Origin of the sequence: Kribbella sp. ALI-6-A (genome assembly GCF_001984195.1) — a bacterium.
Classification (GTDB): Bacteria; Actinomycetota; Actinomycetes; order Propionibacteriales; family Kribbellaceae; genus Kribbella.
Map to the genome: position 1 here is coordinate 1,015,461 of NZ_MTQN01000010.1, position 24,168 is coordinate 1,039,628.

Genomic DNA, 24,168 nt, shown 5'->3' on the forward strand with positions numbered 1-24,168 from the left:
TCTAGGCTGTACGCCGACCGGTTGCACGAGCCGGCGTAGCCCGTCGAGGAGCCGAGTTTGTCCGACCAGCAGTGGGGGCCTCCCGGCCAGTACCCGCCTCCCCAGGGTCCGCCGCCGGGTCAGTATCCGCAGCAGTACTACAACGCCCCGCAGCCCGGTCCCCAGTACAACGCGCCCGCGCCCGGCTACAACGCACCACCGCCCGGCTACTACGCCCCACCACCCAGCCAGTACGCCGCACCGCCCTACGGCCCCGGACAGCAAGGATTCGGCTGGGGACCACTCCCGCCGCAGCCGGCCAAGAAGCGCGGACCGGCCCTGGTGCTGCTCGCCGTGGTCGGCGGTCTCGTCGTCCTGGCCGCTGTCGTCCTCGGAGTCGGCTTCGCGGCCGGTGGTGACGAATCGACGACCACACCGCCGGTGGCGCAGCCCAGCACCGAGCCGACCTTCGTCGACACACCCACGGCATCCGTGCCGACGGCAACCACCGCGCCGCCGGCGACCCGTCCCGCGACGACGCGGCCGCCGACCACCAGGCCGACGCAGAAGCCCGCGCCGGTGCTGACTCCCTGGCAGATCGCTTCCGCGAACAAGCTCTACCGCGTCGGAACGCAGCCGTCGGTCGGATGCCGGGAGTCCAGGGCCGGGCTCGGCAACCAGGCCAACTCCACGGCGTACTACCGCTCGCTCAAGGCTTGCATGGACCGCGCGTGGCGCCGGCAGGTGACCGCGGCGGGGCATCGGTTCCGCTCGCCGGGGCTGCTGACGATCGCCACCAACGGCACCTCGCCCTGCGGAACCGCGCTGGACGCGCTGGCCTTCTACTGCCCGATGAACCACACGATGTACATGAAGGCCGATCTGGACATCAAGTACTGGCGGCAGTCGCAGACGTTCAGTCGCGCGGTCGCGTCCCACGCCGCGGCCCACGAGTACGGGCACGCCCTGCAGGAGATGACCGGGATCCTGCGTGCGTCACGACGGCTCAGCTACAACGCTCCCACGCAGGCGGCCGCCCTCGAGATGGCCCGGCGCAAGGAGCTGCAGGCGTCCTGTTTCGGAAACCTCTTCCTCGGCGCCAACAAGAACAGCTACGGGATCCGCGGCGCGCTGCGCACCCAGTGGCTGTACGTCGTCAACAACACCGGCGACCGGGCCGGGAGCCCCCGTGACCACGGAAGCACCCGCAACCACGGTTTCTGGTCGCGCCGGGCCTTCGACCGTCCCAACCTGGCCGTGTGCAACACCTTCACGGCTCCGTCGTCCCAGGTCAGCTGAACATCAGGCTGTCGGCGCGTCCTCGCGCAGCAACCCGGCGGACTTGAGATCGGACCAGAACGCCGCCGGGACCTCGACGCGGAACAGCGCGGCGTTCGCGTGGACCTCGGCGGCGGAGCGGCACCCGACCGCGATGCCGGCGACGGCGGGGTGGAACAGCGGAAAGGCGAGCGCGGCCGACGGAAGCATGATCCCGTGGGACTCGCAGACGTCGGCGAGCCGGTTGGCCTTCTCGATCAGCGGCTGGGCCGCCGGGGCGTAGTTGAAGGTCGCGTCGGACGACGGGCGCGGCTGGGCCATCAGGCCGGAGTTGAAGACGCCGACGGCGATCACCTGGGTGTCGTTCTCGACGCAGGCGGGCAGTACGTCGTCCAGGCCGTCCGGGTCGATCAGTGTGTAACGCCCGGCCAGCATGATCACGTCGATGTCGACCTCGCGGACGAACCGGGTGAGCATCGCGGTCTGGTTCATGCCCGAGCCGATCGCGCCGATCACGCCCTGGTCGCGCAGTTCGATCAGCGTCGGGAAGGCGGTGGCGACGGCCTCTTCGTAGTGGTCGTCGGGGTCGTGTACGAACACGATGTCGAGCCGGTCGGTGCCGATCCGGCGCAGGGAGTCCTCGATGCTGCGCAGGACGCCGTCGCGGCTGAAGTCCCAGCGGCGGCGGCGCTTCGACGTCACCGCGAAGCCCTCGTCGTCGGGCGCCTCGGTGTCGGCCTCGTAGATGATCCGCCCGACCTTGCTGGACAGCGTGTACTCCGACCGCGGCTTGCCGGCCAGCCCAGCGCCAAGACGTTCCTCGGCCAGCCCGAGCCCGTAGTGCGGCGCTGTGTCGAAGAACCGCCAGCCCTCCTCCCAGGCCGCCTCGACGGTCGCAACTGCGTCGGCGTCGGTGATCGGCGTGAACAGGCCGGCCAGCGGAGCGCCGCCCAGCCCGATCCGCAGGTCCGTGGGGAAGATCTTCACGACGGTTTCACCTTTCCGACGAAGGACGAAGCGAACAAGACAGTACGCCGGTCAGCTCCGGGCCGCAGGGAGACGGAGATTCTGCATGCCGCCGTCAACCGCGAGCGCCGTACCGGTGGTGGAGCCGGACAGCGGGCTGGCCAGGTAGACGATGGCGTTGGCGACCTCGTCCGCCGACACCAGCCGGCCCATCGGCTGGCGGGCCTCGAGTGCCGCGCGCTCGGCCTCCGGGTCGGCCGCCGCGTCCAGCAGCCGCCCGACCCACGGCGTGTCCGCCGTACCGGGGTTCACGCAGTTGACCCGCACGCCTTCGCGCACGTGGTCGGCGGCCATCGCCATCGTCAGGGCCAGTACGGCGCCCTTGCTCGCGCTGTAGACCGCCCGGTTCGGCAGGCCGGCCGTCGCGGCGATCGAGCAGGTGTTGACGATCGCCGCCGCCGAGGACCGCCGCAGGTACGGCAGGACCGCGCGCGTGACCCGGGCGATCCCGACCACGTTCACGTCCAGGACCCGGTGCCACTCCTCGTCGTCGTTGACCGTGACGTTGCCCTGGGCCCCGATTCCGGCGTTGTTCACCAGCACGTCGATTCCGCCGAGCCGCAACGCCGCGGCCGCGACCGCGTCCCGCACGGACCGGTCGTCGGTGACGTCGGCCGCGATGCCGGTCAGCGGCGCGGGCACGTCCGGCTTCAGGTCGAACACGACCACCTCGGCACCGCGCGCGGCCAGCTGCTGGGCGGCGGCCAGGCCGATGCCCGACGCGCCACCGGTCACCACGGCCTTCAGGCCGGCGAAATCCGTCACTTCGACTGCTCCTTCGAATCGGTCCAGACCTTGCCCTGCGGGAAGCGGAAGTCGCGCAGTGTGTCCGCGGACATCTCCGCCCCGAATCCCGGCCGCACCGGCGCGACGTAGTGTCCCGCCTCGATCACCACCGGGTCGAGAAAGTGCTCGTGCAGGTGGTCGACGTACTCGATCACCCGCTGGTCCGTACTACCACTGACCGCGACCAGGTCGAACATCGACAGGTGCTGGACCAGCTCGCACAGCCCGACCCCACCGGCGTGCGGGCACACCGGTACGCCGAACTTCGCGGCCAGCAGCAGAATCGCGACGTTCTCGTTCACCCCGGCGACCCGCGCGGAGTCGATCTGCACGAACTCCAGCGCGCCGGCCTGCAGCAGCTGCTTGAACACCACCCGGTTCTGCACGTGCTCGCCGGTGGCGACCCGGATCGGCGCGATCCCACGCGCGATCGCGGCGTGCCCGAGGATGTCGTCCGGGCTGGTCGGCTCCTCGACCCACCACACGTCGTACGGTGCCAGCGCCTTGACCCAGGTGATCGCGTCGGCGACGTCCCAGCGCTGGTTGGCGTCGATCGCGATCCGGATGTCCGGGCCGACCGCCTCCCGGGCCAGCCGCATCCGGCGGACGTCGTCGTCGAGGTCCGCCCCGACCTTCAGCTTGATCTGGGTGAACCCGTCGGCGACCGCCTCGCGGCACAGCCGGACCAGCTTCTCGTCGTCGTAGCCGAGCCAGCCGGATGTCGTCGTGTACGCCGGGTAGCCCCGCTCGCGCAGCTGCTGCTCGCGCTCGGCGCGGCCCGGTTCGGCCTTGCGCAGGATTTCCAGCGCCTCGTCGCGGGTCAGCGCGTCGGTCAGGTAGCGGAAGTCGACCAGGTCGACGATCTGCTCCGGCGTCAGGTCCGCGAGCAGCTTCCACAGCGGTACGCCGGCCCGTTTGGCGGCCAGGTCCCAGACGGCGTTGACGACCGCGCCGATCGCCATGTGCATGACGCCCTTCTCCGGGCCCAGCCAGCGCAGCTGCGAGTCGTGCACGAGCGACTTCCAGAAGCCGCCGAGGTCGGCCAGCGTCGCGTCGACGTCCAGCCCGACGACGTGGTCGCGCAGCGCCTCGATCGCGGCGGTCTGCACGTCGTTGCCGCGGCCGATGGTGAACGCGAAACCGTGGCCCTCCAGGCCGTCGCCGGCGTCGGTGCGCACGATCAGGTACGCCGCGGAGTAGTCCGGATCGGTGTTCATCGCGTCGGAGCCGTCCAGGTCCCGCGAGGTGGGGAAGCGGACGTCGTACGTCTCGAACTCGGTGAAGCGCGGCATGGAGGACCCGTTCTTGGTGCGGAGGCGGAGCGCAGTGATGCTGCTGGTCGGAGATCCTATAGGATATGTGGCTCAGTCGTCACGGGTTGACCGCGCCCGCTGGGGCCGAACGGCTAGAGTCGGCGTCGTGGCGGACGAGCTGACCGGGCAAGGCGTGCTGCGGCTGGGCAGGCGCGAGTTCGGACCGGGGGAGTTCGCGCTGATGGCGATCGTGAACCGGACGCCGGACTCCTTCTACGACCGGGGCGCGACCTACGCCACCGACAAGGCCTACGACGCGATCGCGCGGGCGGTCGAGCACGGCGCCGACCTGGTCGACATCGGCGGGGTCAAGGCCGGGTACGGCGAACCGGTCAGCGAGGCCGAGGAGCTGCGCCGGACCGTCGACTTCGTCGCGGGGATCCGGGCCCGGCATCCCGACCTGGTGATCAGCGTCGACACCTATCGCAGCGGCGTAGCGCGCCAGGTCGGCGCGGCCGGCGCCGACCTGATCAACGACACGTGGGCCGGTGCTGACCCGGAGATGGCAGCCGCCGCGGCCGAGACCGGAGCGGGGCTGGTCTGCAGTCACGTCGGCGGACTCACGCCGCGCACCGACCCGCACCGGATGGCGTACGACGACGTGGTCGCCGACGTGATCCGGACGACGACCGCGCTGGCCGAGAAGGCGGTCGCCGCCGGCGTACGGCAAGACGCGATCGTGATCGACCCGACCCACGACTTCGGCAAGAACACGCTGCAGTCGCTCGAGCTGACCCGCCGGCTGGACGAGCTGGTCGCGACCGGCTGGCCGGTCCTGGTCGCGGTGTCGAACAAGGACTTCATCGGCGAGACGCTGGACCTGCCGCCGGGGCAGCGCGGGAACGGTACGTTGGCCGCGCTGAGCGTGTCGGCCTGGTTGGGGGCCCGGGTGTTCCGGGTGCACGACGTACCGGCCGCTCGTCAGGCGCTCGACCTGATCGCCGTACTGCGCGGCTCGGCGCAGCCCGCCGGAACCCGAAGGAGCCTGGCCTGATGCAGCGTCCGATCCTGGCGTTGTCCGACCTCACCGAGGCGGAGGTGATCGCGGCGTACCAGGTCGAGGACCGGTCGGTGCCGCACCTGCGCAGCAACTTCGTCACCAGCCTGGACGGCGCGATGGAGATCGAGGGCAAGTCCAAGGCGCTGTCCGGGCCTTCCGACCAGGAGATCTTCGGCAAGCTGCGGATGCTCAGCGACGTCGTCCTGGTCGGCGCGGGCACGGTCCGGATCGAGGGCTACCGGCCGCTGCGGCTCACCGCCGCGCGCCGGGCCTGGCGGATCGAGCACGGCCTGGCGGAGAACCCGACGCTCGCGATCGTGTCGTCGCGGCTCGACCTGGACCCGAAGGCGCCGTTCCTGGCCGAGGCGCCGGTGCGGCCGATCGTTTTCACCCATCCCGCCTCGCCGGCCGCGGCGCGCGAAGCCCTCGAGGCGGTCGCCGACGTGGTGGTGTGCGGCCGGGCGGGCGTCGACCTGCACGCGGTGGTCGGCACGCTGGTCGAGCGCGGGTTGCCGCAGGTCCTGACCGAGGGCGGGCCGCATCTGCAGGGCGCGCTGACCGAGGCCGACCTGATCGACGAGATGTGCCTGTCGCTCGCGCCGATCCTGGCCGGACCTGGTTCCGGCCGGATCACCGCGGGCCCGACGGCGACGGCCACGAGGTCGTACGTGTTGCGCTCGGCCCTGGCCGGCGACGACGGGTTCCTCTTCTTCCGGTACCTGCGCACGGACAGAGTCGGAGAGGCCTGAGATGTCCGTCGTCGCTGCTGCCGTCTGCCCGCACCCGCCGGTGCTCGTCCCCGAGGTCGCTACCGGTGCCGCTCCCGAGCTGGACGACCTCCGCGCCGCCTGCCTCACCGCGATCGACCGCTTGGCCGACGCGGACCGGCTGGTGGTCGTCGGATCGGGATCTTCCCGCGGCCAGTACGACGCGTCGGCGGGCGGAGGCTTCGCGCCGTACGGCGCTCCGGGGGTCCGCTTCGGTACCGGCGATCCCGTGCTGCCGTTGTCGCTGGCGATCGGCGGCTGGCTGCTGGAGCAGACCAAGGCGGCCGGTCTTCCGCGCGTCTATCTGTCGGTCGCGCCCGACGAGGCTCCGGCCGACTGCCTGGCGCTCGGCCAAGAGATTGCCCATGGCAACGATCGGATCGCTTTGCTGGTGATGGGCGACGGGTCGGCCCGTCGCAGCGAACACTCGCCGGTCCACCTGCACCCGCGGTCCGAGATCTTCGACAACACCGTCGCCTCTGCCCTGGCCGTTGCGGACGCCACCACTCTGGCAGCGCTCGACCCGGACCTCGCGACCGAGCTGCACGCCGCCGGCCGCGCGCCCTGGCAGGTGCTGGCAGCCACCAGCGACCTGACCGGCGAGCTGCTCTACCACGCGGCGCCGTACGGGGTCGGCTACTTCGTCGCCACCTGGACCTGACCCGCGCCGGACTCCGCAGGGGCTGGCTGTTCTACCGGGACCGGCGCCCAGCGCGGTTGCGTGGCGGCGAGGTCGTCGTGGCCGCCGATGTGGAGTTGTTCGGCCAGTTCGATCCGGGCGGCACGAACGGCGGCGACTGCCTCGTCGGCGGTGGGGTAGGGGCCCGACCAGTTGCAGACCGCGTCGCCGGCGTACCAGTCGCCGGTGCTGGACCGGCGGACGTGGGAGGTGGCGAGGCGGTCCGCGGGGAAGGCGTCGCCGCGGTCGGCGGCGAGCTGGACCACCGCGTCGACCGCGACGACCTCGGCGGTGAGGTCGAGCTTCGGCTGGAGCCGGACGGCGTCGGTCAGCACGAACTCGTAGCCGGCCGGGGCCAGCGCGCTGAGCCAGGCGAAGGCTTCCTCGGCGCTCTGGCGCAGCAGCTCGGAGTTCTCCGGGTCGGCGAGCGTGTGCACGCCGACCAGCCGGGTGTGGGTCGGGCGGAGCTCGTTCTGCCACAGGCGGACCTGGAGCTCCGCGCGCCCGTCGAGCCGGCGGCCGAGGATCCGGGCCAGCCCGACGACGTCGAAGTTCAGCTCGTCAGGAGTCCGTCGCCGGCCGGGCTCGAGCGGCGCCCCGGCCGCCGTACCGGACGTCGTCCAGGGCCCCACATGCCACCGCTCGAGCTTGGTCACCCGACCGACCCTAGCTCTTGGCCGGCGCCGGTACCTCGAAGGTCTTGGCCAGGTCGTTGAGGATCACCCAGGCGCCCTGCAGGCCGACGGCGGTCATCCAGGTCATGTCCGGGACCTCGTGCACCTTCGGGGCCAGCGGCTTCCACAGCGGGTTGGCCTTGAACTGCTCCGCGGTCTTCGCGCTCAGCCCCTTGTCGTCGGCGTAGGTGGCCACGAAGATCGCGTCCGCGTCGGCGTCCTTGATCCGCTCGGCGCTGATCTCGGCGGCGAAGTCGTTCACGTCCTGCGACTTCGGCCGGCGCAGCCCGGCGTCGGTCAGCACGATGCCGGAGAAGCTCGCCTTCTGGTACAGCCGGGTCGGCCCGTCGACGAACCGGACCACCGAGATGGTCGGGTTGTTCGCCTTGGCGTTGATCGCGTCGCCGACGCTCTTGGCCGCGTTCTGGTACGCCGTGAGCTCGGTCTCGGCGAGTTCCTCCTGGCCGAGCGCCTTGCCGGCCAGCCGGATGTTGTCCTTCCAGGTCGGCCCGGTGGTCTCCGACATCACCGTCGGCGCGATCGCGGACAGCTGCTCGTAGAGCTTCTCGTGCCGCACCTTGGCCGAGATGATCAGGTCCGGGTCGAGCGCGGCGATCTTCTCCAGGTTCGGCTCGGCCAGCGTGCCGACCGACTGCGAGTCCTTGCCGTACGTCGTCCGGTCCTCGCCCAGGTACTCGGGCAGCTCACCGTTGATCGTCCGGTAGTCGGTGTAGCCGACGACCGGGGTGTCCAGGATCAGCGCCGCGTCGACGAAGCTGGCGTCGAGCGCGACCACCCGCTTGGGCTTGGTGGGGATCTCGGTCTTGCCCATCGCGTGGTCGACGGTCCGCGGGAAGCCCGCCCCGGCGTCGCTCGTCGTGCCCGCGTTGTCCTCACCGGACGACCCGCACCCGGTCAGCGCGAGCGCCACCACCGTCACCACAGCACCCAGTCGGCGCATCCTCACAGCCACTCCCCACATCGTCGGCACAGTCGAGCGGAACCCTACCCGACCCAGGTAAGGCTGTCCTCACCTAAGATCGGTCCACCATGGTGAGGGTTCGGATGTCGCGGCCGCTGGCGCTGCTGTTGTTGCTGGTGCTCGTCGTCCTCGTTTTCGGCGCGAGTCTGGCGCTGGGTTCGCGCTGGCTGGGTGCCGACGCGGTGGTGAAGGCGCTGTTCGAGCCGTCCGGGTCGGACGCGGACGTGATCGTCCGCGACCTGCGTTTTCCGCGCACGGTGGTCGCCGTGCTGATCGGCTCGTGCCTCGGGGTCGCCGGTGCCCTGATGCAGGGGCACACCCGCAACGCGCTCGCCGAGCCGGGCATCTTCGGCGTGAGCTCCGGGGCGGCACTGGCCGTCGTCCTGGGGCTTCAGCTCGGTGTGGTCGAGTCGATCCGGTCGACGGTCTGGTTCGCACTGGTCGGTGCCTTGATCGCGACCTTCGGAGTCCAGCGGCTCGCGACGCGGGGGAGTGGGGCGACTCCGGTGGGCCTGGCGCTGACCGGCGCCGCGGTGGCCGCTCTGCTCGGTGCCTTCACCTCGGCGATCGTCCTGCTCGACGCGGACACGCTGGACTCGTACAGGTTCTGGGCGGTCGGTTCGGTCGCCGGGCGCGGGCTGGACGTCGCGCTGCAGGTGCTGCCGTTCGCCGTGGTCGGTCTGGTCCTGGCGGTGATCAATGCACGTGACCTCGACCTGCTGGCGCTGGGTGACGACGTGGCGGCCGGGCTCGGCCTGTCGATCCGGCGAGCGCGCTTCGTCGGGCTGCTCGCGATCGGTCTGCTGACCGCCGCCGGTGTCGCCGCCTGCGGACCGATCGGCTTTCTCGGCCTCCTGGCAGGTCACGTCGCCCGCAGGGTCTTCGGCGGTCGCAACATCTGGCTGATCCCCGCGGCCGGTCTCACCGGTGCGGCTGCGCTGATCCTCGCCGACCTGGTGGGCCGACTGGTCGGCGGAGCCGGTGAAGTGCAGGCGGGCGTCGTACTGGGTCTGGTGGGGGCGCCGCTGTTCGTCCTGGTCGTCCGGCGCCGGGCGGTGGCTCTGTGAGCACCGCGACGGCCACCACGCTCAAGCCGCGCACGGTAGTCCTGGCCGCGGCCTTCGCCGCGCTGGCTGTCGCCGCCGCGCTGATCTCCCTGAGCGTCGGTACGACGCGACTCCCGCTGGCCGACGTCGTCGAGGTCCTGCTCGGAGGTGGCCGGCGCGCGACGCGGCTGGTCGTCCTGGAACTGCGCATGCCTCGCGTGGCGACCGGTCTGCTCGTCGGAATCGCGTTCGCCGTGTCCGGCGCGCTGCTGCAGACCCTGTCCCGCAACGCCCTGGCCAGCCCGGACATCGTCGGCGTCAATTCGGGCGCTTCGGCCGCAGCCGTCGCAGTGATCGTCCTGGCCGGTACTGGTGGCGGCAACATCTCCGGTGCCGCGGCCAAGGTCGGTGTCCCGCTCGCAGCCGTGCTGGGCGGTCTGCTGGCCACCACGATCGTGGGGATGCTCTCCATCCAGCGTGGTGTCGTCGACGCCGGCCGCGTGGTCCTGATCGGGGTCGGCGTCGCAGCGGCCGCCAACTCCCTGGTGGCGTGGCTGCTGGTGATCGGTGATGTCACCGACGCCGGCCGGGCCGCTGCCTGGCTCGCGGGCTCGCTCAACGCGAGGACCTGGAGCGACGCGGTTCCAGTGGGCCTCGCGGTCCTGGTGCTGCTGCCGATCGCCCTCACCTTCAACCGCAGCCTGGAAGCGCTCGTGCTCGGCGACGACGTGGCGTCGTCGCTCGGCGTGCGGGTCTCCCGGGTGCGGATCACGCTGCTGGTGGTCGCGACCGTGCTGGCCGCGATGGCGACCGCCGGTGCCGGTCCGATCGCGTTCGTGGCGCTGGTCGCGCCGCAGATCGCCCAGCGCCTGGCCCGGACGGATCGGCCGCCGTTGATGACCACGGCGATGCTCGGCGCGCTGTTCGTCACGCTGGCCGACCTGATCGCGCGCAACGGTCTCGAACTCCTGCAGGTCGGGCCGTACGAGCTGCCGGTCGGCGTGGTCACCGCCGCCGTCGGAGCGCCGTACCTGATCCAGCTCATCGGCCGTCAGCAGAAGGGGCGCTGAACCGTGTACGTCGAGAACATCACCTTGGGGTACGCCGCCGACGAGCCGGTCGTGTCCGGGCTCAGCCTGGAGGTCCCGGCGGGCCGGATGACCGCGGTGGTCGGGCCGAACGGCTCCGGCAAGTCCACCCTGCTGCGGGGGATGAGCAGGCTGCTCAAACCGAGCGGCGGCCGTGTCCTGCTCGACGGCAAGGACATCCATCAGTTGCCGGCGCGTGAGCTGGCCCGCCAGCTCGGCGTACTGCCGCAGGGGCCGGTGACGCCGGAGGGGATCACCGCGGCCGAGCTGGTGTCGCGGGGCCGGCATCCGCACCGCGGCATGTTCGCCCGGCTCACTCCGGAGGACCAGCAGGCGATCGACGACGCGCTGGACGCGGTGGAGCTCGCCGAGCTGCGGGACCGTCCGGTCGACCAGCTGTCCGGCGGCCAGCGGCAGCGGGTGTGGATCGCCATGGTCCTCGCCCAGGGCACGCCGCACCTCCTGCTCGACGAGCCGACCACCTACCTCGACCTGGCCCACGCGGTCGACGTGATGAACGTCGTGCACGCGGCGGCGCACAGCTCCGGCCGGACGGTGATCACCGTGCTGCACGACCTGACCCTGGCCGCCCAGTACGCCGACCACCTGGTGGTGATGGGGGATGGCAGGATCGCCGCGCAAGGCCGGCCGGTCGACATCCTCGACGAGAAGCTGCTGGCCGACGTGTTCGGCCTGCGCGCGACCGTGGTCGAGGTCGGCGGCGCGCCGGTCGTCGTCCCCGACCGTACGCTGGCGGTATGACCTACACCGCGAGCCGCCTCGCGGGCCTGCTCGACGGGGAGCTGGCGTGGTTGTCTGTCCGGGCCACGGACCGGGTGCCCGGACCGGAGTGGATCCACTGCGGCACACTCCTCAAGGACCAGCTGGCCGGCGCCGACCCGACCTACGGGTGGCGCAAGGTACTGCAGGACCAGTACGCGCTGGAGTACGGGATCCAGCCGCCGGTGCAGGTGGCCGCGATGTTCGTGCTGATGTGGTACGTGTCGGTGCCGTCGATCGTGGCCGGTCTGTCCACCGCGCTGACCGGAGTCTCGCCGGACGTGTCACCGGACGCCCTGGCGTTCCGGCGCCATCCGACGGCCCACTACCCGGTGGAGATCGCGCTGCTCTCACCGAAGGTCGTCACGACCGTCGAGGCGGCACAGCAGGTCGAGAGCCACACCAGGGCGTTCACCGACAGCTACCGGCCCGGTGTGAAGCTCAGCTCGCGCCAGCGGATCGGTGCGATCACCGACGAGCTCCGGGCAGCAGTGAAGACGCCCGAAGAGGCTCTGTACGCCGTAGAAGCGGCGCAGGCGTTCAAGCTCGACCTGAACCAGAAACTGCGCACCTCCTGCTGCTTCGTCTACGCGCTGCCCAACACCAATCCCTGCAGCACCTGCCCGAGAGTTGCGACCAAGGCCTGACGCGGGTGGGAGTAGCCTGCGGTCCGTGTCACCCGACAAACCGCTGACGGCCCGCCAGGCGGCCGCGGAACAGACGCGGCAGAAGCTGCTCGCCGCCGCGGTGGCGGAGTTCTCGCAGCGCCCGTACAGCGAGGTGACCGTCGGCGGCATCGCCAAGGCCGCAGGCGTTGCGCACGGCCTGGTCTCGCACCACTTCCAGGGCAAGCAGGGCGCGTACGCCGCCGCGGTGGACGCGGTCTACCAGCAGATCCGCGCCGCGGAGGACGGTCCGGTGGCAGTGGCTGTCCGCGACCAGGTGCGGCAACGCTTCCGCGCGTTCCTCAGTTTCGTCGCCGAGCATCCGGACACGGCGCTGAACCTGGTCCTGGCCGCCGGGCGCGACCAGGCCTTCGTCACCCAGCGGGAGTACGGACTGCGCATGCTGGCCGGGCTGCTCGGGCTCGACCGCGACCACCCGGCCGTCGCCGCTGTGCTCGGATCGTTCGCGGACGCCACCGAGGGGTTGACCGCCTCGTGGCTGCGGCAGGGCCGGCCGTTCACGGTCGACGCGATGGTCGAGGCGTTCTGCGCGCTGCTGGCCGGAGCGATTCGCGCTGCGCGCGAGCTGGACGCGTCGCTCGACGTGACCGAGGCGCTCGAGCAGCTCTGAGCCGCGGTTTGTCCAAGCCCGGTTTCGGCGTACGCTTTTCGTTGACTGTCAATCAATGACTAGTGGTCAACAGGAGACTCGATGAAGCTCGGCGTGATGCTGCCGCAGAACTGGAAGTTCGATCCGCGTACCGACCTGACCCGCGCCGCCCGCGAGGCCGAGCAGACCGGGTACGACAGCGTCTGGGTGTCCGAACGGCTGCTCTACCCTCAGGACCAGACCGGGATCCACCGGCTGACCGAGTACGGCGACGGCGCCTGGCCGGACGTGTATCGCAAGGTGCTGGACCCGATCGTCGCCATGACGCTGGCCGCGGCGGTGACGACCCGGGTCACGCTCGGCAGCGCGGTCATGCTGCCGCCGCTGCACGTGCCGTACCGGCTGGCGAACTCGCTGGCGGGGATCGGCGCGGCCAGCGGTGGCCGGGTGGTGGCCGGGCTGGGAACGGGCTGGTCGGTCGACGAGTTCGCCGCGGCGGCGCCGCGGCCGATGGCGGAGCGGGGAGCCGCGCTGGACGAATTCCTCGACGTGGCCGAGGCGGTCTGGGGACCTGATCCGGCGTCGTTCGAGAACGAGCGCTACACGCTGTGGCCCGCCGAAACCGGGCCGAAGCCGGCCGCCAAGATCCCGGTCTACCTCGGTGGCTGGGGTCCGAAGGCGCTCGACCGGGTCGCCCGGCGCGCGGACGGCTGGTTGCCGGTGATGGTGCCGCCGGCCCAGGTCGGCGCGACGATGACCGAGCTGCGGGCGAAGGCCGAGCAGTACGGTCGCGACCCGGAGTCGGTGCGGGCCACCGCGATCATCGCGCTCGGCGGCGAGTTCGTCCGGGTCGACTCGGCCGAGCGGGCGCCGTACCAGGGCAGCGTCGAGCAGATCATGGAGGACGTCGCCGCGCTCGCCGCGGTCGGAGTCGACGAGGCGGTCTTCACGCTGCACACGATCGCGGGGGACATCGAGCACTACAGCGAACTGCTCGGGCAGTTCCACTCCGCGTTCCGGGCCGCGGCGATCTGACCAGAACTGGCCGCCGGGCGAAAACTGTCGGTGCCACCAGGCACGCTGGACGGCATGAATTTCTTCCCGCAGACCTGCTCGGCGTCAGCCAGACGTAACGCGATATCGGTTGTCCGGTGCGGTGGCCGGAGCTAGGTTCGCAGACGTGACGGAGCCAGGTTCGACCCCGGCGACGACTCCGATCGGCTCCCGGGCCGAGGCGGAGGGTTACGTCGCGATGGTGTGTTTCAAGCACGGCCCTCCTCGGCTGCACGGTGTCGAGCTGGAGTGGACGGTGCACCATGCGGACGATCCGCACCGGCCGCTCGACGCCGGACAACTGAGCAAGGCCCTGGGCGTGCACGCGCCCGCCACCCTGGTCCCGGGCAGCACGCAGCTGCCGCTCGGCCGGGGTGCACTGGTCACGGTGGAGCCGGGTGGCCAGGTGGAGATCTCCGGCCCCGCCTCGGCCTCCGTGCCGAGGCTGATCGAGGACACCGCCGCCGATGCGGCGGAACTCACCGCCCTGCTGGCCGCCGCGGACCTCGTGCCCGGCGACCACGGCCTGGACGCCTTCCGTCCTCCGCGCCGCATCCTGACCGTCCCGCGCTACGCCGCGATGGAGCACGCCTTCCAGCAACTCGGGCCCCACGGCCCCAGGATGATGTGCAGCACGGCAGGACTCCAGGTCTGTCTCGACGCCGGCGAAGCCGATCAGACCGCTCTGCGATGGCGTGCGCTGCACGACGTCGGCCCGGCCCTGGTCGGCCTGTTCGCCAACTCCCGGCACCGGACCGGCGCGGACACCGGCTGGGCCTCGGCCCGCACCGAGGCCACCTTCGGCACCTGCGCGCCGTTCACGGAGCCACCGCCGTACGACGGGGATCCGGCCGCGGCCTGGGCCCGGACGGCGATGGAGGCGCCGGTGCTCTGCCTTCGCCGCGGCGACTCGTGGCAGGCGCCACCCGGTCTCACCTTCGGTGCCTGGGCCGAGGGCGCCCTGCCCGGCGACAGACCGACGTACGACGACCTCGACTATCACCTGTCCACCCTGTTTCCACCGGTCCGGCCACGGGGATACCTGGAGGTCCGCTACCTGGACGCCCAGCAGGGGGACGGCTGGATCGCGCCGACGCTGCTGCTGATCGCGCTGATGTCGGATCCGGCCGTCACCGACCAGGCGTTGGCGGCCGCCGCTCCGGCGGCCGGCCGCTGGTTCCCGGCGGCGCGGGACGGGCTGGACGACAAGCTCGTGCTCGAAGCCGCGCGCGAGCTGGTCACGCTGGGGACCAGCGTGCTGGACCGGACCGGCGTACCCCGAGAACTCACAGAGCAGGTCGCAACCCGGCTGCACTGCATCGTCGACGACACCCACAGAAGGCGAGCATCATGACCCACCAATTGTCCGACCTGACCGCGGAGGGACTCCGGTCCTTCGTCGCCGGACAGCTCGAGCGTTCCCGGGCCCGGACCGTCCAGCTGACCGACGCGGTCGACACCGACGACCTGGTCCGCCAGCACTCCCGGCTGATGTCCCCGCTGGTCTGGGACTACGCCCACATCGGCAACCAGGAAGAGCTCTGGCTGGTCCGCGACGTCGGCGGCCGCGAGCCGGTCCGGCAGGACATCGACGAGCTGTACGACGCGTTCATGCACGCCCGGGCCGACCGGCCGTCGCTGCCGCTGCTCGGGCCGGCCGAGACCCGGTCGTACGTGGTGGAGGTGCGGGACAAGGTGCTCGACGTGCTCGACCACGTGAAGTTCGACGGTGGACGCGAGCTGGTCGACAACGGGTTCGCCTTCGGGATGATCGTGCAGCACGAGCAGCAGCACGACGAGACGATGCTCGCGACGCACCAGCTGCGGACGGGGGTCCCGGTGCTGGACGCGCCCGCTCCACCGGCCGGGCGGCGCCTGGCCACGGCTGAGGTGTTCGTGCCGGGCGGGGTCTTCGAGATGGGGACGTCGGTCGAGCCGTGGGCGCTGGACAACGAGCGGCCCGCGCACGCGGTGCGCGTGGCGCCGTACGTGATCGACACGGCGCCGGTCAGCAACGGGGACTACCTGAAGTTCGTGCTCGGCGGGGGTTACGAGGACGAGCGATGGTGGTCGGCGGTGGGCTGGGCGCACGTGCAGAAGGCGTCGCTGGTCGCGCCGCGCTTCTGGGAAGTTGCCGACGGCAACTGGATGCGGACCCGCTTCGGGCGCCGCGAGCCACTGCCGCTGGACGAGCCGGTGATGCACGTCTGCTTCTACGAGGCCGAGGCGTACGCGAAGTGGGCGGGCAAGCGGCTGCCGACCGAACAGGAGTGGGAGTTCGCCGCGCGCTTCGACCCGGCGACCGGGCGGACCCGGCGGTTCCCGTGGGGCGACGAGACCCCCGGCCCACAGCACGCCAACCTCGGCCAGCGCCACCTCGGCCCGGCGCCGGTCGGTGCGTATCCGGCGGGCGCCTCACCGCTCGGCGTCGAGCAGCTGATCGGCGACGTCTGGGAGTGGACGTCGAGCGACTTCACGCCGTACCCGGGCTTCCGGGCCTTCCCGTACGACGAGTACTCGCTGGTGTTCTTCGGCCCCGACTACAAGATCCTGCGCGGCGGCTCCTTCGGCACCGACGAGGTCGTCGCCCGCAGCACGTTCCGCAACTGGGACTACCCGATCCGCCGCCAGATCTTCGCCGGCTTCCGCTGCGCCCGCGATCCGCGCCCCGAGGAGCGCGTCTAGTGTGCCGCCACCTGGCGTACCTGGGGCCGCCGGTCTCGCTGGCGTTGCTGCTCCTCGATCCGCCGCACTCGCTCTACCGGCAGAGCTGGGCACCGGCGGACATGCGAGGCGGCGGCTCAGTCAACGCCGACGGCTTCGGCATCGGCTGGTACGCCGAGGGCGAGCCGGTGCGGTACCGGCGCAGTGTGCCGATCTGGGCTGACGAGAACTTGCCCGGGCTCGCGCGCTCGATCCAGTCCGGCGTGGTGCTCGCCGCCGTCCGCAACGGGACCGTCGGAATGCCCTTGATGGAATCCGCCGCAGCGCCGTTCCAGCACGGGCGGTGGTTCTTCAGCCACAACGGGCGGATCAACGGCTGGCCGGCCTCGGTGGCGAAGTTGGCCGAGACGCTGCCCGTCACCGACCTGATGACGATGGACGCGCCGGTCGACTCCGCGTTGCTCTGGGCCCTGATCGTCAGAAAACTCGACGACGGCGTCCCCGCGGCGGAAGCGGTGGCCGACGTCGTACGGGAAGTGGCGGCCGCCGCACCGGACTCCCGGCTGAACGTGTTGCTGACCGACGGCGAGCAGTTGGTGGCGACCACGTGGACGCATTCGCTGTGGATGCGCCGGACCGGCGACTCCCTGACCGTCAGCTCCGAGCCTTGGGCCCCCGACGACCCCGACTGGCACGAAGTTCCCGACCACACCCTGCTCACCGCGACCCGGTTCTCCTGCGCCACCACCCCTTTGATGGAAGGACGACAGTGACCCTGATCGACGTTCATCTGACCCCGGACTACACCTCCCGCGCCCTCAAGGAGGACGTCCGGGCCGGACTGACCGCGGACCCGAAATGGCTGGCGCCGAAGTGGTTCTACGACGCCCGCGGCAGTGAACTCTTCGAACAGATCACCCGCCTGCCCGAGTACTACCCGACCCGCGCCGAGCGCGAGATCCTGCAGGCCCGCGCCGCCGAGATCGCCCAGCTGACCGGCGCGCACACGCTGGTCGAGCTCGGCTCCGGTTCCTCGGAGAAGACCCGGCTGTTGCTCGACGGGCTGCGCGACCACGGCACGCTCACCACGTTCGTCCCGCTCGACGTGTCCGAGACCGCGCTGCGCGAGGCGGCCGCGGCGATCAACGCCGACTACCCGCGGCTGACCGTGCACGGCGTGGTCGGCGACTTCACCGCCCACCTCGACAAGCTGCCCGGTGAGGCGCCCCGCGTGGTCGCGTTCCTCGGCGGCACGATCGGCAACCTGCTGCCGATCGAGCGCGAGACCTTCTACAGCTCGGTCCGCGAGGTGCTCGAGCCAGGCGAGTGGCTGCTGCTCGGCACCGACCTGGTGAAGAACCCGGCCACCCTGGTCGCGGCGTACGACGACAGCGCGGGCGTGACGGCGGAGTTCAACCGCAACGTGCTGCGGGTGCTCAACCGCCAGCTCGGCGCGGACTTCGACGTCGAGGCGTTCAGCCACGTCGCCGTCTGGGACGCCGAGAACGAGTGGATCGAGATGCACCTGCGCGCCGACCGCGCGATGCGCGTGCTGATCCCGGAGCTCGGCCTCGAGGTCGACTTCGCCGAGGGCGAGGAGCTGAGCACCGAGATCTCCGCCAAGTTCCACCGCTACGGGGTCGAGGCCGAACTCGGCAAAGCCGGCTTCACCCCCGGCGCCTGGTGGACCGACTCCGAAGACCGCTTCGCCCTGTCGCTCTGGCAGGCGGTCTGAGCAACGTCCGAAGAACCCGAGGCAATAACCTCGGGTTCTTCGGACGCCACGAACTCAGCCGCCCGACTTGATCAGGCCGTTGATCTTCTCGACGTAGGTCTGCAGTTCGGTGACCGGCTTCTTGCCCTGCAGGACCGGGAGGTAGTGCGCCGTGGTGAGGTCGGCGACCTGCGCGGCCCACTGGGTGGTGAACCGCACCCCGACCGTCTTCTCCGTCGCGAGGTCCGCCTTCACCGTGTCGACGACCGTGGTCTGACCGGCCTTGGTGAGCGCGGCGAAGTAGCTTTCCTGCGCCGGCGTGTACGCCGGGGGCGCGACCGGCGACGCGGGCAGGACGGCGTCCCAGACCTTCGTGTTCAGGTACTCCAGCACCTTGTACGTCGCGTCCTCGTTCGCCGTGTACTGCGGCGTGCAGATGCCGACCGAGTCGTACAGCGTGGTCGGGGTGTCCACCTGCGGGAATGGCGCGAAGCCGTACTTCACCTTCGGCTTGTCGGTCTGGAACCCGGCCGCCAGCCACTGCCCGCCGAACATCATCGGCACCTTGCCCGCCGAGAACAGCGCCTGCACGTTCGACGCGTCGTAGCCGGGCGGTGCGACCGCTCCGGACTTGATCGCGTCGACCAGCTTGGTCACGCCCTCGACGTACTTCGCATCCGCCTCGGCCTTCGTCGGGTGGTTCACGTTGTCGGTGAACGGCGCGCCGCCGGCCGACACCGAGTACAGGCTCATCGTGAACGGCGCGTCGGGCGACGTCAGCTGGTCGGCGACCAGGCCGTACTTCGCGCCGCCCTTGTTCGCCAGCGTGCCGGCCGCGGCGTACATCTCGTCCCAGGTCCAGCCGGCCTTCGGTTCGGGCAGTCCGGCCGCCTTGAACGCGTCGGCGTTGTACCAGACGCCGTACGTGTTCATCAGCGACGGCAGCCCGCCCATCTGGCCGTCGGCGGTCTTCCAGTTCTCCATCGCCGAACCGACGAACTTGTCGGCCTTGAAGTCGCCGTCGCCGCCGGTGATCCGCTGCGACCAGTCGACCAGCAGCCCTTGCGAGGTGTACTGCTGCTCGGTGTCGTTGCCGCACCAGAACAGGTCGGGCAGTTTCTTGGCCTGGGTCAGCGAGGCGAGCTTGTCGCCGTACCCGCCGCTGGGGGTGTCGATCCGCTGGACCTTCACGTTCGGGTCCTGGAACCCGGCCAGCGCCTTGTCGATCGCGGCGTTGGTCTCGGCCGACTCCCACGTCATCACGGTGACGGTGACCGGTCCGTCGGCGCCGCCGCCGGAGTCGGAGCCGCTGCACGCGGTCGCCGTGAGCAGACCGGCGCAGGCCAAGGTGGTGCCGATGATTCTCGTCTTCACGGTGTCCTCACTTCTGGGTGGTGCTGCCGAGCGAGCCGAGGCCCTGGATGAAGTAGCGCTGCGCCGCGAAGAACAGGATCAGCGGCGGCAGCATGTAGAGCAGGTTGGTGGCCATGTAGTAGCTCCAGTCCGGCGTCTGCCCGGCGAACGGAGAGATGAACGACGCCATCCCGACCGACAGCGGCCACTTGTCGGCGGAGTACAGGTAGACCAGGGGATTGAGGAAGTCGTTCCACGACGCCTGGAAGGCCAGGATCGCCATCGTGATCCAGGCCGGCCTGGTCAGCGGGAGCATCACCTGGGTGAAGATCCGGAAGTGTCCGGCGCCGTCGATCTTGGCCGCCTCGTCGATCGAGTACGGGATGGCCAGGAAGTACTGCCGGGCCAGGAAGATGAACAGTGGGTTCCCGCCGAAGAAGGCCGGCACGATCAGCGGCAGCCAGGTGTCGTACCAGCCGATGCTCTTGTACAGCTGGAACAACGGGATCAGCCCGACCACACCGGGCAGCAGCATGCTGCCGACGAACAGGTAGAACCAGACCTTGCGGCCGGGGAAGCGCAGCCGGGCCAGCGCGTAGCCGGCCATCATCGCGGTCAGCACGCCACCGAGCACGCTGAGCGCGGTGATCACCGAGGAGTTCAGCAGCAGCCGGCCGAAGTTGATCGCCTGCGGGCCCTCGATGAAGTTGCTCCAGTTGAACTCCCGCGGCAGCAACCTGGGCGGGACCTCGAAGACGGCCGTCCGGCTCTTCAGGCCGATGGTGATCATCCACAGCAGCGGGACCACCATCACCGAGCTGATGAACAACGCGGTGACGTACCAGGACGCGGTGCCCAGCGGGCGCCGTCGCTTCGCCGGTCCGGACGCGGCGGTGCTGGGGGCCAGCGCCGGGGCGACGGTCTGCACGGGGTCAGTCGGGAGTGTTGTCACTGTAGGTCCAAAGCGAGGAGAACTTCGCGGTCAGGGCGATGACGGCGATGATGATCACGAACAGCACCCAGACCTGGGCCGAGGCGTACCCGAGTTGCGGGACCCGGCCGAGGTTGGAGAAGCCGTTGTTGTAGATCGACAGCATCAGCACGTTGGTGCTGAAGCCCGGACCGCCGTTGGTCAGGATCTTCGGCTGGTTGAACGTCTGCAGCGCGGCCGTGGTCTGCAGGATCACCTGCAGCAACATGATCGGGCTGATCATCGGCAGCGTGATCCGCGAGAACGTCGACCAGGGCCCGGCGCCGTCCACCCGGGCCGCCTCGTACAGCTCGGTCGGCACCGCCTGCAACGCGGCCAGGAAGATGATCATCGTGCCGCCGACGCCCCACAGCATCACGATCACGATCGACGGCATCGCCATCGTCGGACTGGCCAGCCACGAACTGGTCGGCAGGTGCAGCTTGTCCAGGATCGTGTTCAGCAGGCCGACCTGCGGGTTCAGGATGAACTTCCACAACGTGATCGTCGCGACGGCCGGCAGCACCACCGGCAGGTACGCCAGCGTGCGCACCACCCGGACGCCGGCGAACCGCTGGTTGCAGAACATCGCCAGCGCGAGTCCGAGGGCCAGCGACAGCGGGACGTACAGCACCACCAGGTAGCCGGTGGCCCGCAGCGACGGCCAGAACGCGGGATCGACGGTGAACAGCCGGCGGAAGTTGCCCAGGCCAACGAACACCGGATCGGTCAGCCCGTTGTCCCTGGTCAGCGCCAGCGCGAAGGACCGGATCAGCGGGTAGGCCACGAACACCGTGAAGCCGATGATCGCCGGCGCGATGAACAGGTACGCCGCGCGGACGTCGGATCCGGCGTTGCGGCTCAGCCCGGACGCGGTCGCCGGCCGGCGACCGCGCACCCGCGCGCCGTCGGCCACCGGGGCCCCGCCGGTCACCCGGGCCATCGGCCCGTCCCGTCCCGGCCCGGGCGGTACGAGGGACGAATCATCCTGCCTCCTGGATGGTAACGTTTCCAAGGCTTACTGTCGGGTGACGATGCCGTGTCGTGAGAGGGAAGTCAACCCCGTGTCCGAAACGTTTCCACGCAAAGCCGACGCCAAGCCGCCGACGATGATCGACGTTGCCCAGCGGGCCGGTGTCGGCCTGGGCACCGTCTCCCGGGTGGTGAACGGCGGGGCCGGAGTGCGCGAGGAGACCGCCGACCGGGTCCGGGCCGCGATCGACGAACTGGGTTTCCAGCGCAACGAGGTGGCCCGGGCGCTGCGGCCGGGCAAGAAGTCGTCGAGCCTCGCGCTGGTGCTGGGCGACCTGACCAACCCGTTTTTCGCCACGATCGCGAAAGCCTCGCTGGAGGTGGCCGGGCAGTCCGGGTTCGCGGTCGTGCTGGGCAGCGTGGACGAGGACCCGGAGGGGGAGAAGCGGGCGATCCAGGAGCTGATCGGGCGCCAGGTCGCCGGGCTGATGATCGTGCCGGACCAGAGCGACCACTCGTTCCTGACCGCGGCCGGCGTGCCGGTGGTCTTCGTCGACCGACCCGCGCACGGCATCGACGCCGACATCGTGATGGTCGACAACGAGGGCGGCGCCAAGCTCGCCGTCGATCACCTGCTCGGCCAGGGGCACCGGCGGATCGCGATCCTGCTGGCGCCGTCGTACTACACGACCGGACGACGATTGCGGGGTTATCGCCGGGCGCACCGCGAGGCCGGCGTACCGGTGGACGAGTCACTGGTCGTCCAGCTCCCTGAAGGCACCGCCGAAGCGGCCGAGAAGGCGACTCGCGAGCTGATGGACCGGGCCGATCCGCCCACCGCCCTGTTCGCCTCCACCAACTTCGTCACCGAAGGCGTCCTGCGCGGACTCGGCGACTCCACGCAGCCCGCGGTCGTCGGCTTCGACGACTTCCGGATGGCCGACATGCTGCCCACCCCCGTCACCGTCGTCGCCTCCGACATCGGCGAGCTGGGCCGCACCGCCGCCCGCCTTCTGCTCGCCCGCGCCGCCGGCACCGAAACCCGCCCGCCGCAACGCATCGTGCTGCCCTCCGTCCTGATCCAACGAGGCTCGGGCGAGCGACCGCCGGCCTGACGGGCGGACGTGCAGCACTCACCAACTCGCTTCGGAACGGCGTGTCGCTCAGGACACGCCGTCGCCGTCGGGGTTGGTGAGTGGTGCAGGTTCAGCGCCCGGTCGGAGGGGCGGGTGCGACCGGGCGCCCGAGGGGATCAGAAGTTCGGCCAGGCCCAGCCGAGGTAGTTGGAGAAGTACGGCAGCTTGGCCAGCCCGATCTTGCCGCCGACGCTGGTGGCCCAGAAGTACCCGTCGCCGCGGGCGACGCCGACGTGGCCGTAGGGGGCGGCGAGGTCCCAGAAGACCAGAGCGCCCTTGGGTGGGTTGAGGTCGCCGCGATGGGCGACGCCGCGGGCGACGGCGTCGTTCCAGTCGGCCTTGGCGGAGGGCCAGATGCCGGTCTTGCCGTAGGAGTTCTCGGCCGCCATCTCGCAGTACCCCTGGTACGCGGTAGAGCCGTTGCGGGCGGCGTACCAGGCGATCGCCTTGTCGGCGCGCGGGTTGGTCGTGCAGAGCGGGGCGACCAGGCCGGTGCTGCCGGTGTTCACGTAGGCGTCGGAGATGAAGCCCTTGCCGGGGATGTGGTCCCAGATCAGGCTGCGGCCGTACTTGCCGGTGACGGGCTCGCCGTAGAGCTGGCAGTCGATCTGGACCGTGCCGTTGGGCTGGGTGCCGACCGCGCCGAAGCTGGTGGCGTTGCCGGACCGGATCGTGACGCCGGCCCCGCTGTCGGTGACGACGGTGCCGGTCGCCGCGTGGGCGGGCAGGGGGCCGGCACCGAGCAACGCGGCCCCGCCGAGCAGGGTGATCGCGGTGAGCCGGGCGGTGATGCGTAGGAGGGCGGTACGCATGGTTGCTCCTTTTCGTTGCGGAGTGGCGCACTGGTACTGACTCACAGAGAATCAGAGCGTTACGGTGTTGTCGCAGTGGGCAACGATCGGAGAGTGCACGGTGAGGCCAGCCCAGGTTCGCTCGCTGATCGGCAGCCGGATGCGCGAGCTGCGCGAGGCGGCCGGGATACCGCTGACCCGCGCGGCCAGCCTGTCCGGCTGGGACAAGGGCCATCTGTCCCGGGTCGAGCGCGGTCACACCAGACCCAGCCGGGAACTCATCGAGTGGTACGACGAGTCCTTCGGCGCCGGCCGAGCGCTGGTCAACCAGCTGGTCGAGCTGGACGCCGCCGTCCGGGCCGGCAAGGACGTCTCGCAGCGGGATTTGCGCCGCCAGGTCCAGCCGATGCTGCTCGGCGGATCGGTTCCGGTCGACCACCATCCCGACGACCGTGCCGAGTTGGTTGGCGAGAGCGTCCCGGACGGCACCCGGATCGCCAGGGACCAGCAGTTCGAGAAGACCTGGGAGCTGCGCAACAGCGGTGAACGCCCGTGGCACGATCGCTGGCTGACCCGCCAGGGCGCCGCCGCGACGCCGGGCTGGATGCGTTCGCCTCGATCCGCGCGCATCCCGGACGCCGTACCGGGGCAGGTGGTGACGGTCCGGATGACCCTGCAGGCCCCGTCGCAGGTCGGCGCTTCCACGGCGTACTTCAAGGTCACCGACGACGCGGGCCGCCTGTACTACCCGGGCCTCGAGTCGCCGCCGATCTACTGCACGATCTTCACCGTTCACGAGTTGTGAGGCGCGGGTTTGCCCTTGAGTGAGCGCCTGCACCTGG

At 70.7% G+C, this 24,168-nt stretch carries 25 protein-coding genes; 16 read left to right on the top strand and 9 right to left on the bottom strand.

Annotated features, from left to right (window positions below; translation table 11 throughout):
- The first annotated feature begins 57 nt into the window (after positions 1-57).
- A complete protein-coding gene (locus BWI15_RS19135) occupies positions 58-1,278 on the top strand; it encodes a neutral zinc metallopeptidase (RefSeq protein ID WP_077015734.1) in 1,221 nt (406 codons plus the stop codon).
- A gap of 3 nt (positions 1,279-1,281) precedes the next feature.
- Here BWI15_RS19135 and BWI15_RS19140 read toward each other — a convergent pair whose 3' ends face one another.
- Genes BWI15_RS19140 through BWI15_RS19150 form a run of 3 tightly spaced genes read right to left on the bottom strand, consistent with a single transcriptional unit; the run spans position 1,282 to position 4,361 of the window.
- Positions 1,282-2,244: an aldo/keto reductase gene (locus BWI15_RS19140; protein ID WP_077015735.1), complete on the bottom strand. Its 963-nt coding sequence runs from the start codon at positions 2,242-2,244 to the stop codon at positions 1,282-1,284.
- 51 nt (positions 2,245-2,295) lie between these two features.
- Positions 2,296-3,048, bottom strand: a complete 753-nt coding sequence (locus BWI15_RS19145) for an SDR family NAD(P)-dependent oxidoreductase (RefSeq protein ID WP_077015736.1) — start codon at positions 3,046-3,048, stop codon at positions 2,296-2,298.
- Positions 3,045-4,361 (bottom strand): L-fuconate dehydratase, encoded by a 1,317-nt coding sequence (locus BWI15_RS19150; RefSeq protein WP_077015737.1) that lies wholly within the window; start codon positions 4,359-4,361, stop codon positions 3,045-3,047. Before BWI15_RS19150 ends, BWI15_RS19145 begins: the two co-directional genes overlap by 4 nt.
- 139 nt (positions 4,362-4,500) lie before the next feature.
- Here BWI15_RS19150 and folP point away from each other — a divergent pair, with 139 nt between their 5' ends.
- Genes folP through BWI15_RS19165 form a run of 3 tightly spaced genes read left to right on the top strand, consistent with a single transcriptional unit; the run spans position 4,501 to position 6,810 of the window.
- Positions 4,501-5,376, top strand: a complete 876-nt coding sequence (folP, locus tag BWI15_RS19155; protein WP_202817698.1) for a dihydropteroate synthase — start codon at positions 4,501-4,503, stop codon at positions 5,374-5,376.
- The gene (locus BWI15_RS19160) at positions 5,376-6,131 is read left to right on the top strand and encodes a pyrimidine reductase family protein (protein WP_077015738.1); all 756 of its coding nucleotides are present in this window, start codon (positions 5,376-5,378) and stop codon (positions 6,129-6,131) included. Before folP ends, BWI15_RS19160 begins: the two co-directional genes overlap by 1 nt.
- A 1-nt stretch (position 6,132) precedes the next feature.
- Positions 6,133-6,810, top strand: coding sequence for a class III extradiol dioxygenase subunit B-like domain-containing protein (locus BWI15_RS19165; protein ID WP_077015739.1), 678 nt, complete (start codon positions 6,133-6,135; stop codon positions 6,808-6,810).
- Here the strand turns inward: BWI15_RS19165 and BWI15_RS19170 are convergent.
- Complete coding sequence (locus BWI15_RS19170) at positions 6,786-7,484, bottom strand: hypothetical protein (protein WP_077015740.1); 699 nt, start codon at positions 7,482-7,484, stop codon at positions 6,786-6,788. The genes BWI15_RS19165 and BWI15_RS19170 overlap by 25 nt on opposite strands.
- Before the next feature lie 10 nt (positions 7,485-7,494).
- A complete protein-coding gene (locus tag BWI15_RS19175; RefSeq protein ID WP_077015741.1) occupies positions 7,495-8,463 on the bottom strand; it encodes an ABC transporter substrate-binding protein in 969 nt (322 codons plus the stop codon).
- Between the two features lie 89 nt (positions 8,464-8,552).
- Between BWI15_RS19175 and BWI15_RS19180 the strand changes: the two genes are divergently transcribed.
- From BWI15_RS19180 to egtD, 10 genes are all read left to right on the top strand, one after another.
- Positions 8,553-9,551: a FecCD family ABC transporter permease gene (locus BWI15_RS19180; protein ID WP_077015742.1), complete on the top strand. Its 999-nt coding sequence runs from the start codon at positions 8,553-8,555 to the stop codon at positions 9,549-9,551.
- Positions 9,548-10,600, top strand: coding sequence for a FecCD family ABC transporter permease (locus BWI15_RS19185; protein WP_077015743.1), 1,053 nt, complete (start codon positions 9,548-9,550; stop codon positions 10,598-10,600). Before BWI15_RS19180 ends, BWI15_RS19185 begins: the two co-directional genes overlap by 4 nt.
- 3 nt (positions 10,601-10,603) lie before the next feature.
- A complete protein-coding gene (locus BWI15_RS19190) occupies positions 10,604-11,380 on the top strand; it encodes an ABC transporter ATP-binding protein (protein WP_077015744.1) in 777 nt (258 codons plus the stop codon).
- Entirely contained in the window at positions 11,377-12,045 is a 669-nt protein-coding gene (locus tag BWI15_RS19195) for a (2Fe-2S)-binding protein (protein ID WP_077015745.1), read from the top strand. The genes BWI15_RS19190 and BWI15_RS19195 overlap by 4 nt, the downstream gene beginning before the upstream one ends.
- Before the next feature lie 25 nt (positions 12,046-12,070).
- Positions 12,071-12,694 (top strand): TetR/AcrR family transcriptional regulator, encoded by a 624-nt coding sequence (locus BWI15_RS19200; RefSeq protein WP_077015746.1) that lies wholly within the window; start codon positions 12,071-12,073, stop codon positions 12,692-12,694.
- Between the two features lie 81 nt (positions 12,695-12,775).
- On the top strand, positions 12,776-13,708 hold the full coding sequence (locus BWI15_RS19205) for a TIGR03619 family F420-dependent LLM class oxidoreductase (protein ID WP_077015747.1): 933 nt from the start codon (positions 12,776-12,778) through the stop codon (positions 13,706-13,708).
- Positions 13,709-13,853: 145 nt separating this feature from the next.
- Positions 13,854-15,080: a glutamate-cysteine ligase family protein gene (locus tag BWI15_RS19210; RefSeq protein ID WP_077015748.1), complete on the top strand. Its 1,227-nt coding sequence runs from the start codon at positions 13,854-13,856 to the stop codon at positions 15,078-15,080.
- Positions 15,077-16,411 (top strand): ergothioneine biosynthesis protein EgtB, encoded by a 1,335-nt coding sequence (gene egtB, locus BWI15_RS19215; RefSeq protein WP_143465699.1) that lies wholly within the window; start codon positions 15,077-15,079, stop codon positions 16,409-16,411. The genes BWI15_RS19210 and egtB overlap by 4 nt, the downstream gene beginning before the upstream one ends.
- On the top strand, positions 16,411-17,163 hold the full coding sequence (gene egtC / locus BWI15_RS19220; protein WP_077015749.1) for an ergothioneine biosynthesis protein EgtC: 753 nt from the start codon (positions 16,411-16,413) through the stop codon (positions 17,161-17,163). The genes egtB and egtC overlap by 1 nt, the downstream gene beginning before the upstream one ends.
- Positions 17,160-18,125, top strand: coding sequence for an L-histidine N(alpha)-methyltransferase (gene egtD, locus BWI15_RS19225; RefSeq protein WP_083750866.1), 966 nt, complete (start codon positions 17,160-17,162; stop codon positions 18,123-18,125). Before egtC ends, egtD begins: the two co-directional genes overlap by 4 nt.
- A 54-nt stretch (positions 18,126-18,179) precedes the next feature.
- On the opposite strand, the gene BWI15_RS19230 is transcribed toward egtD, so the two are convergent.
- Genes BWI15_RS19230 through BWI15_RS19240 form a run of 3 tightly spaced genes read right to left on the bottom strand, consistent with a single transcriptional unit; the run spans position 18,180 to position 21,370 of the window.
- The gene (locus BWI15_RS19230) at positions 18,180-19,478 is read right to left on the bottom strand and encodes an ABC transporter substrate-binding protein (RefSeq protein WP_077015750.1); all 1,299 of its coding nucleotides are present in this window, start codon (positions 19,476-19,478) and stop codon (positions 18,180-18,182) included.
- A gap of 7 nt (positions 19,479-19,485) precedes the next feature.
- Complete coding sequence (locus BWI15_RS19235; protein WP_077015751.1) at positions 19,486-20,385, bottom strand: carbohydrate ABC transporter permease; 900 nt, start codon at positions 20,383-20,385, stop codon at positions 19,486-19,488.
- Between the two features lie 4 nt (positions 20,386-20,389).
- Positions 20,390-21,370 (bottom strand): carbohydrate ABC transporter permease, encoded by a 981-nt coding sequence (locus BWI15_RS19240; protein ID WP_237771355.1) that lies wholly within the window; start codon positions 21,368-21,370, stop codon positions 20,390-20,392.
- A gap of 121 nt (positions 21,371-21,491) precedes the next feature.
- On the opposite strand from BWI15_RS19240, the gene BWI15_RS19245 reads away from it, so the two are divergent.
- Positions 21,492-22,514 carry a LacI family DNA-binding transcriptional regulator gene (locus BWI15_RS19245; RefSeq protein ID WP_237771356.1) on the top strand — a complete coding sequence of 341 codons (1,023 nt, stop codon included), beginning with the start codon at positions 21,492-21,494 and terminating at the stop codon, positions 22,512-22,514.
- Between the two features lie 137 nt (positions 22,515-22,651).
- Here BWI15_RS19245 and BWI15_RS19250 read toward each other — a convergent pair whose 3' ends face one another.
- Positions 22,652-23,347, bottom strand: coding sequence for a CHAP domain-containing protein (locus tag BWI15_RS19250; RefSeq protein WP_077015752.1), 696 nt, complete (start codon positions 23,345-23,347; stop codon positions 22,652-22,654).
- A 100-nt stretch (positions 23,348-23,447) separates the two neighbouring features.
- Here BWI15_RS19250 and BWI15_RS19255 point away from each other — a divergent pair, with 100 nt between their 5' ends.
- Complete coding sequence (locus BWI15_RS19255; RefSeq protein ID WP_077015753.1) at positions 23,448-24,131, top strand: NBR1-Ig-like domain-containing protein; 684 nt, start codon at positions 23,448-23,450, stop codon at positions 24,129-24,131.
- Positions 24,132-24,168: the final 37 nt, after the last annotated feature.

Coding starts and splice junctions, on each gene's coding strand:
- BWI15_RS19180 (WP_077015742.1), top strand. CDS start 8,553: ATGGTGAGGGTTCGGATGTCGCGGCCGCTGGCGCTGCTGTTGTTGCTG.
- BWI15_RS19250 (WP_077015752.1), bottom strand. CDS start 23,347: ATGCGTACCGCCCTCCTACGCATCACCGCCCGGCTCACCGCGATCACC.
- BWI15_RS19160 (WP_077015738.1), top strand. CDS start 5,376: ATGCAGCGTCCGATCCTGGCGTTGTCCGACCTCACCGAGGCGGAGGTG.
- BWI15_RS19240 (WP_237771355.1), bottom strand. CDS start 21,370: ATGGCCCGGGTGACCGGCGGGGCCCCGGTGGCCGACGGCGCGCGGGTG.
- BWI15_RS19175 (WP_077015741.1), bottom strand. CDS start 8,463: ATGCGCCGACTGGGTGCTGTGGTGACGGTGGTGGCGCTCGCGCTGACC.
- BWI15_RS19205 (WP_077015747.1), top strand. CDS start 12,776: ATGAAGCTCGGCGTGATGCTGCCGCAGAACTGGAAGTTCGATCCGCGT.
- BWI15_RS19165 (WP_077015739.1), top strand. CDS start 6,133: ATGTCCGTCGTCGCTGCTGCCGTCTGCCCGCACCCGCCGGTGCTCGTC.
- BWI15_RS19195 (WP_077015745.1), top strand. CDS start 11,377: ATGACCTACACCGCGAGCCGCCTCGCGGGCCTGCTCGACGGGGAGCTG.
- BWI15_RS19150 (WP_077015737.1), bottom strand. CDS start 4,361: ATGCCGCGCTTCACCGAGTTCGAGACGTACGACGTCCGCTTCCCCACC.
- egtB (WP_143465699.1), top strand. CDS start 15,077: ATGACCCACCAATTGTCCGACCTGACCGCGGAGGGACTCCGGTCCTTC.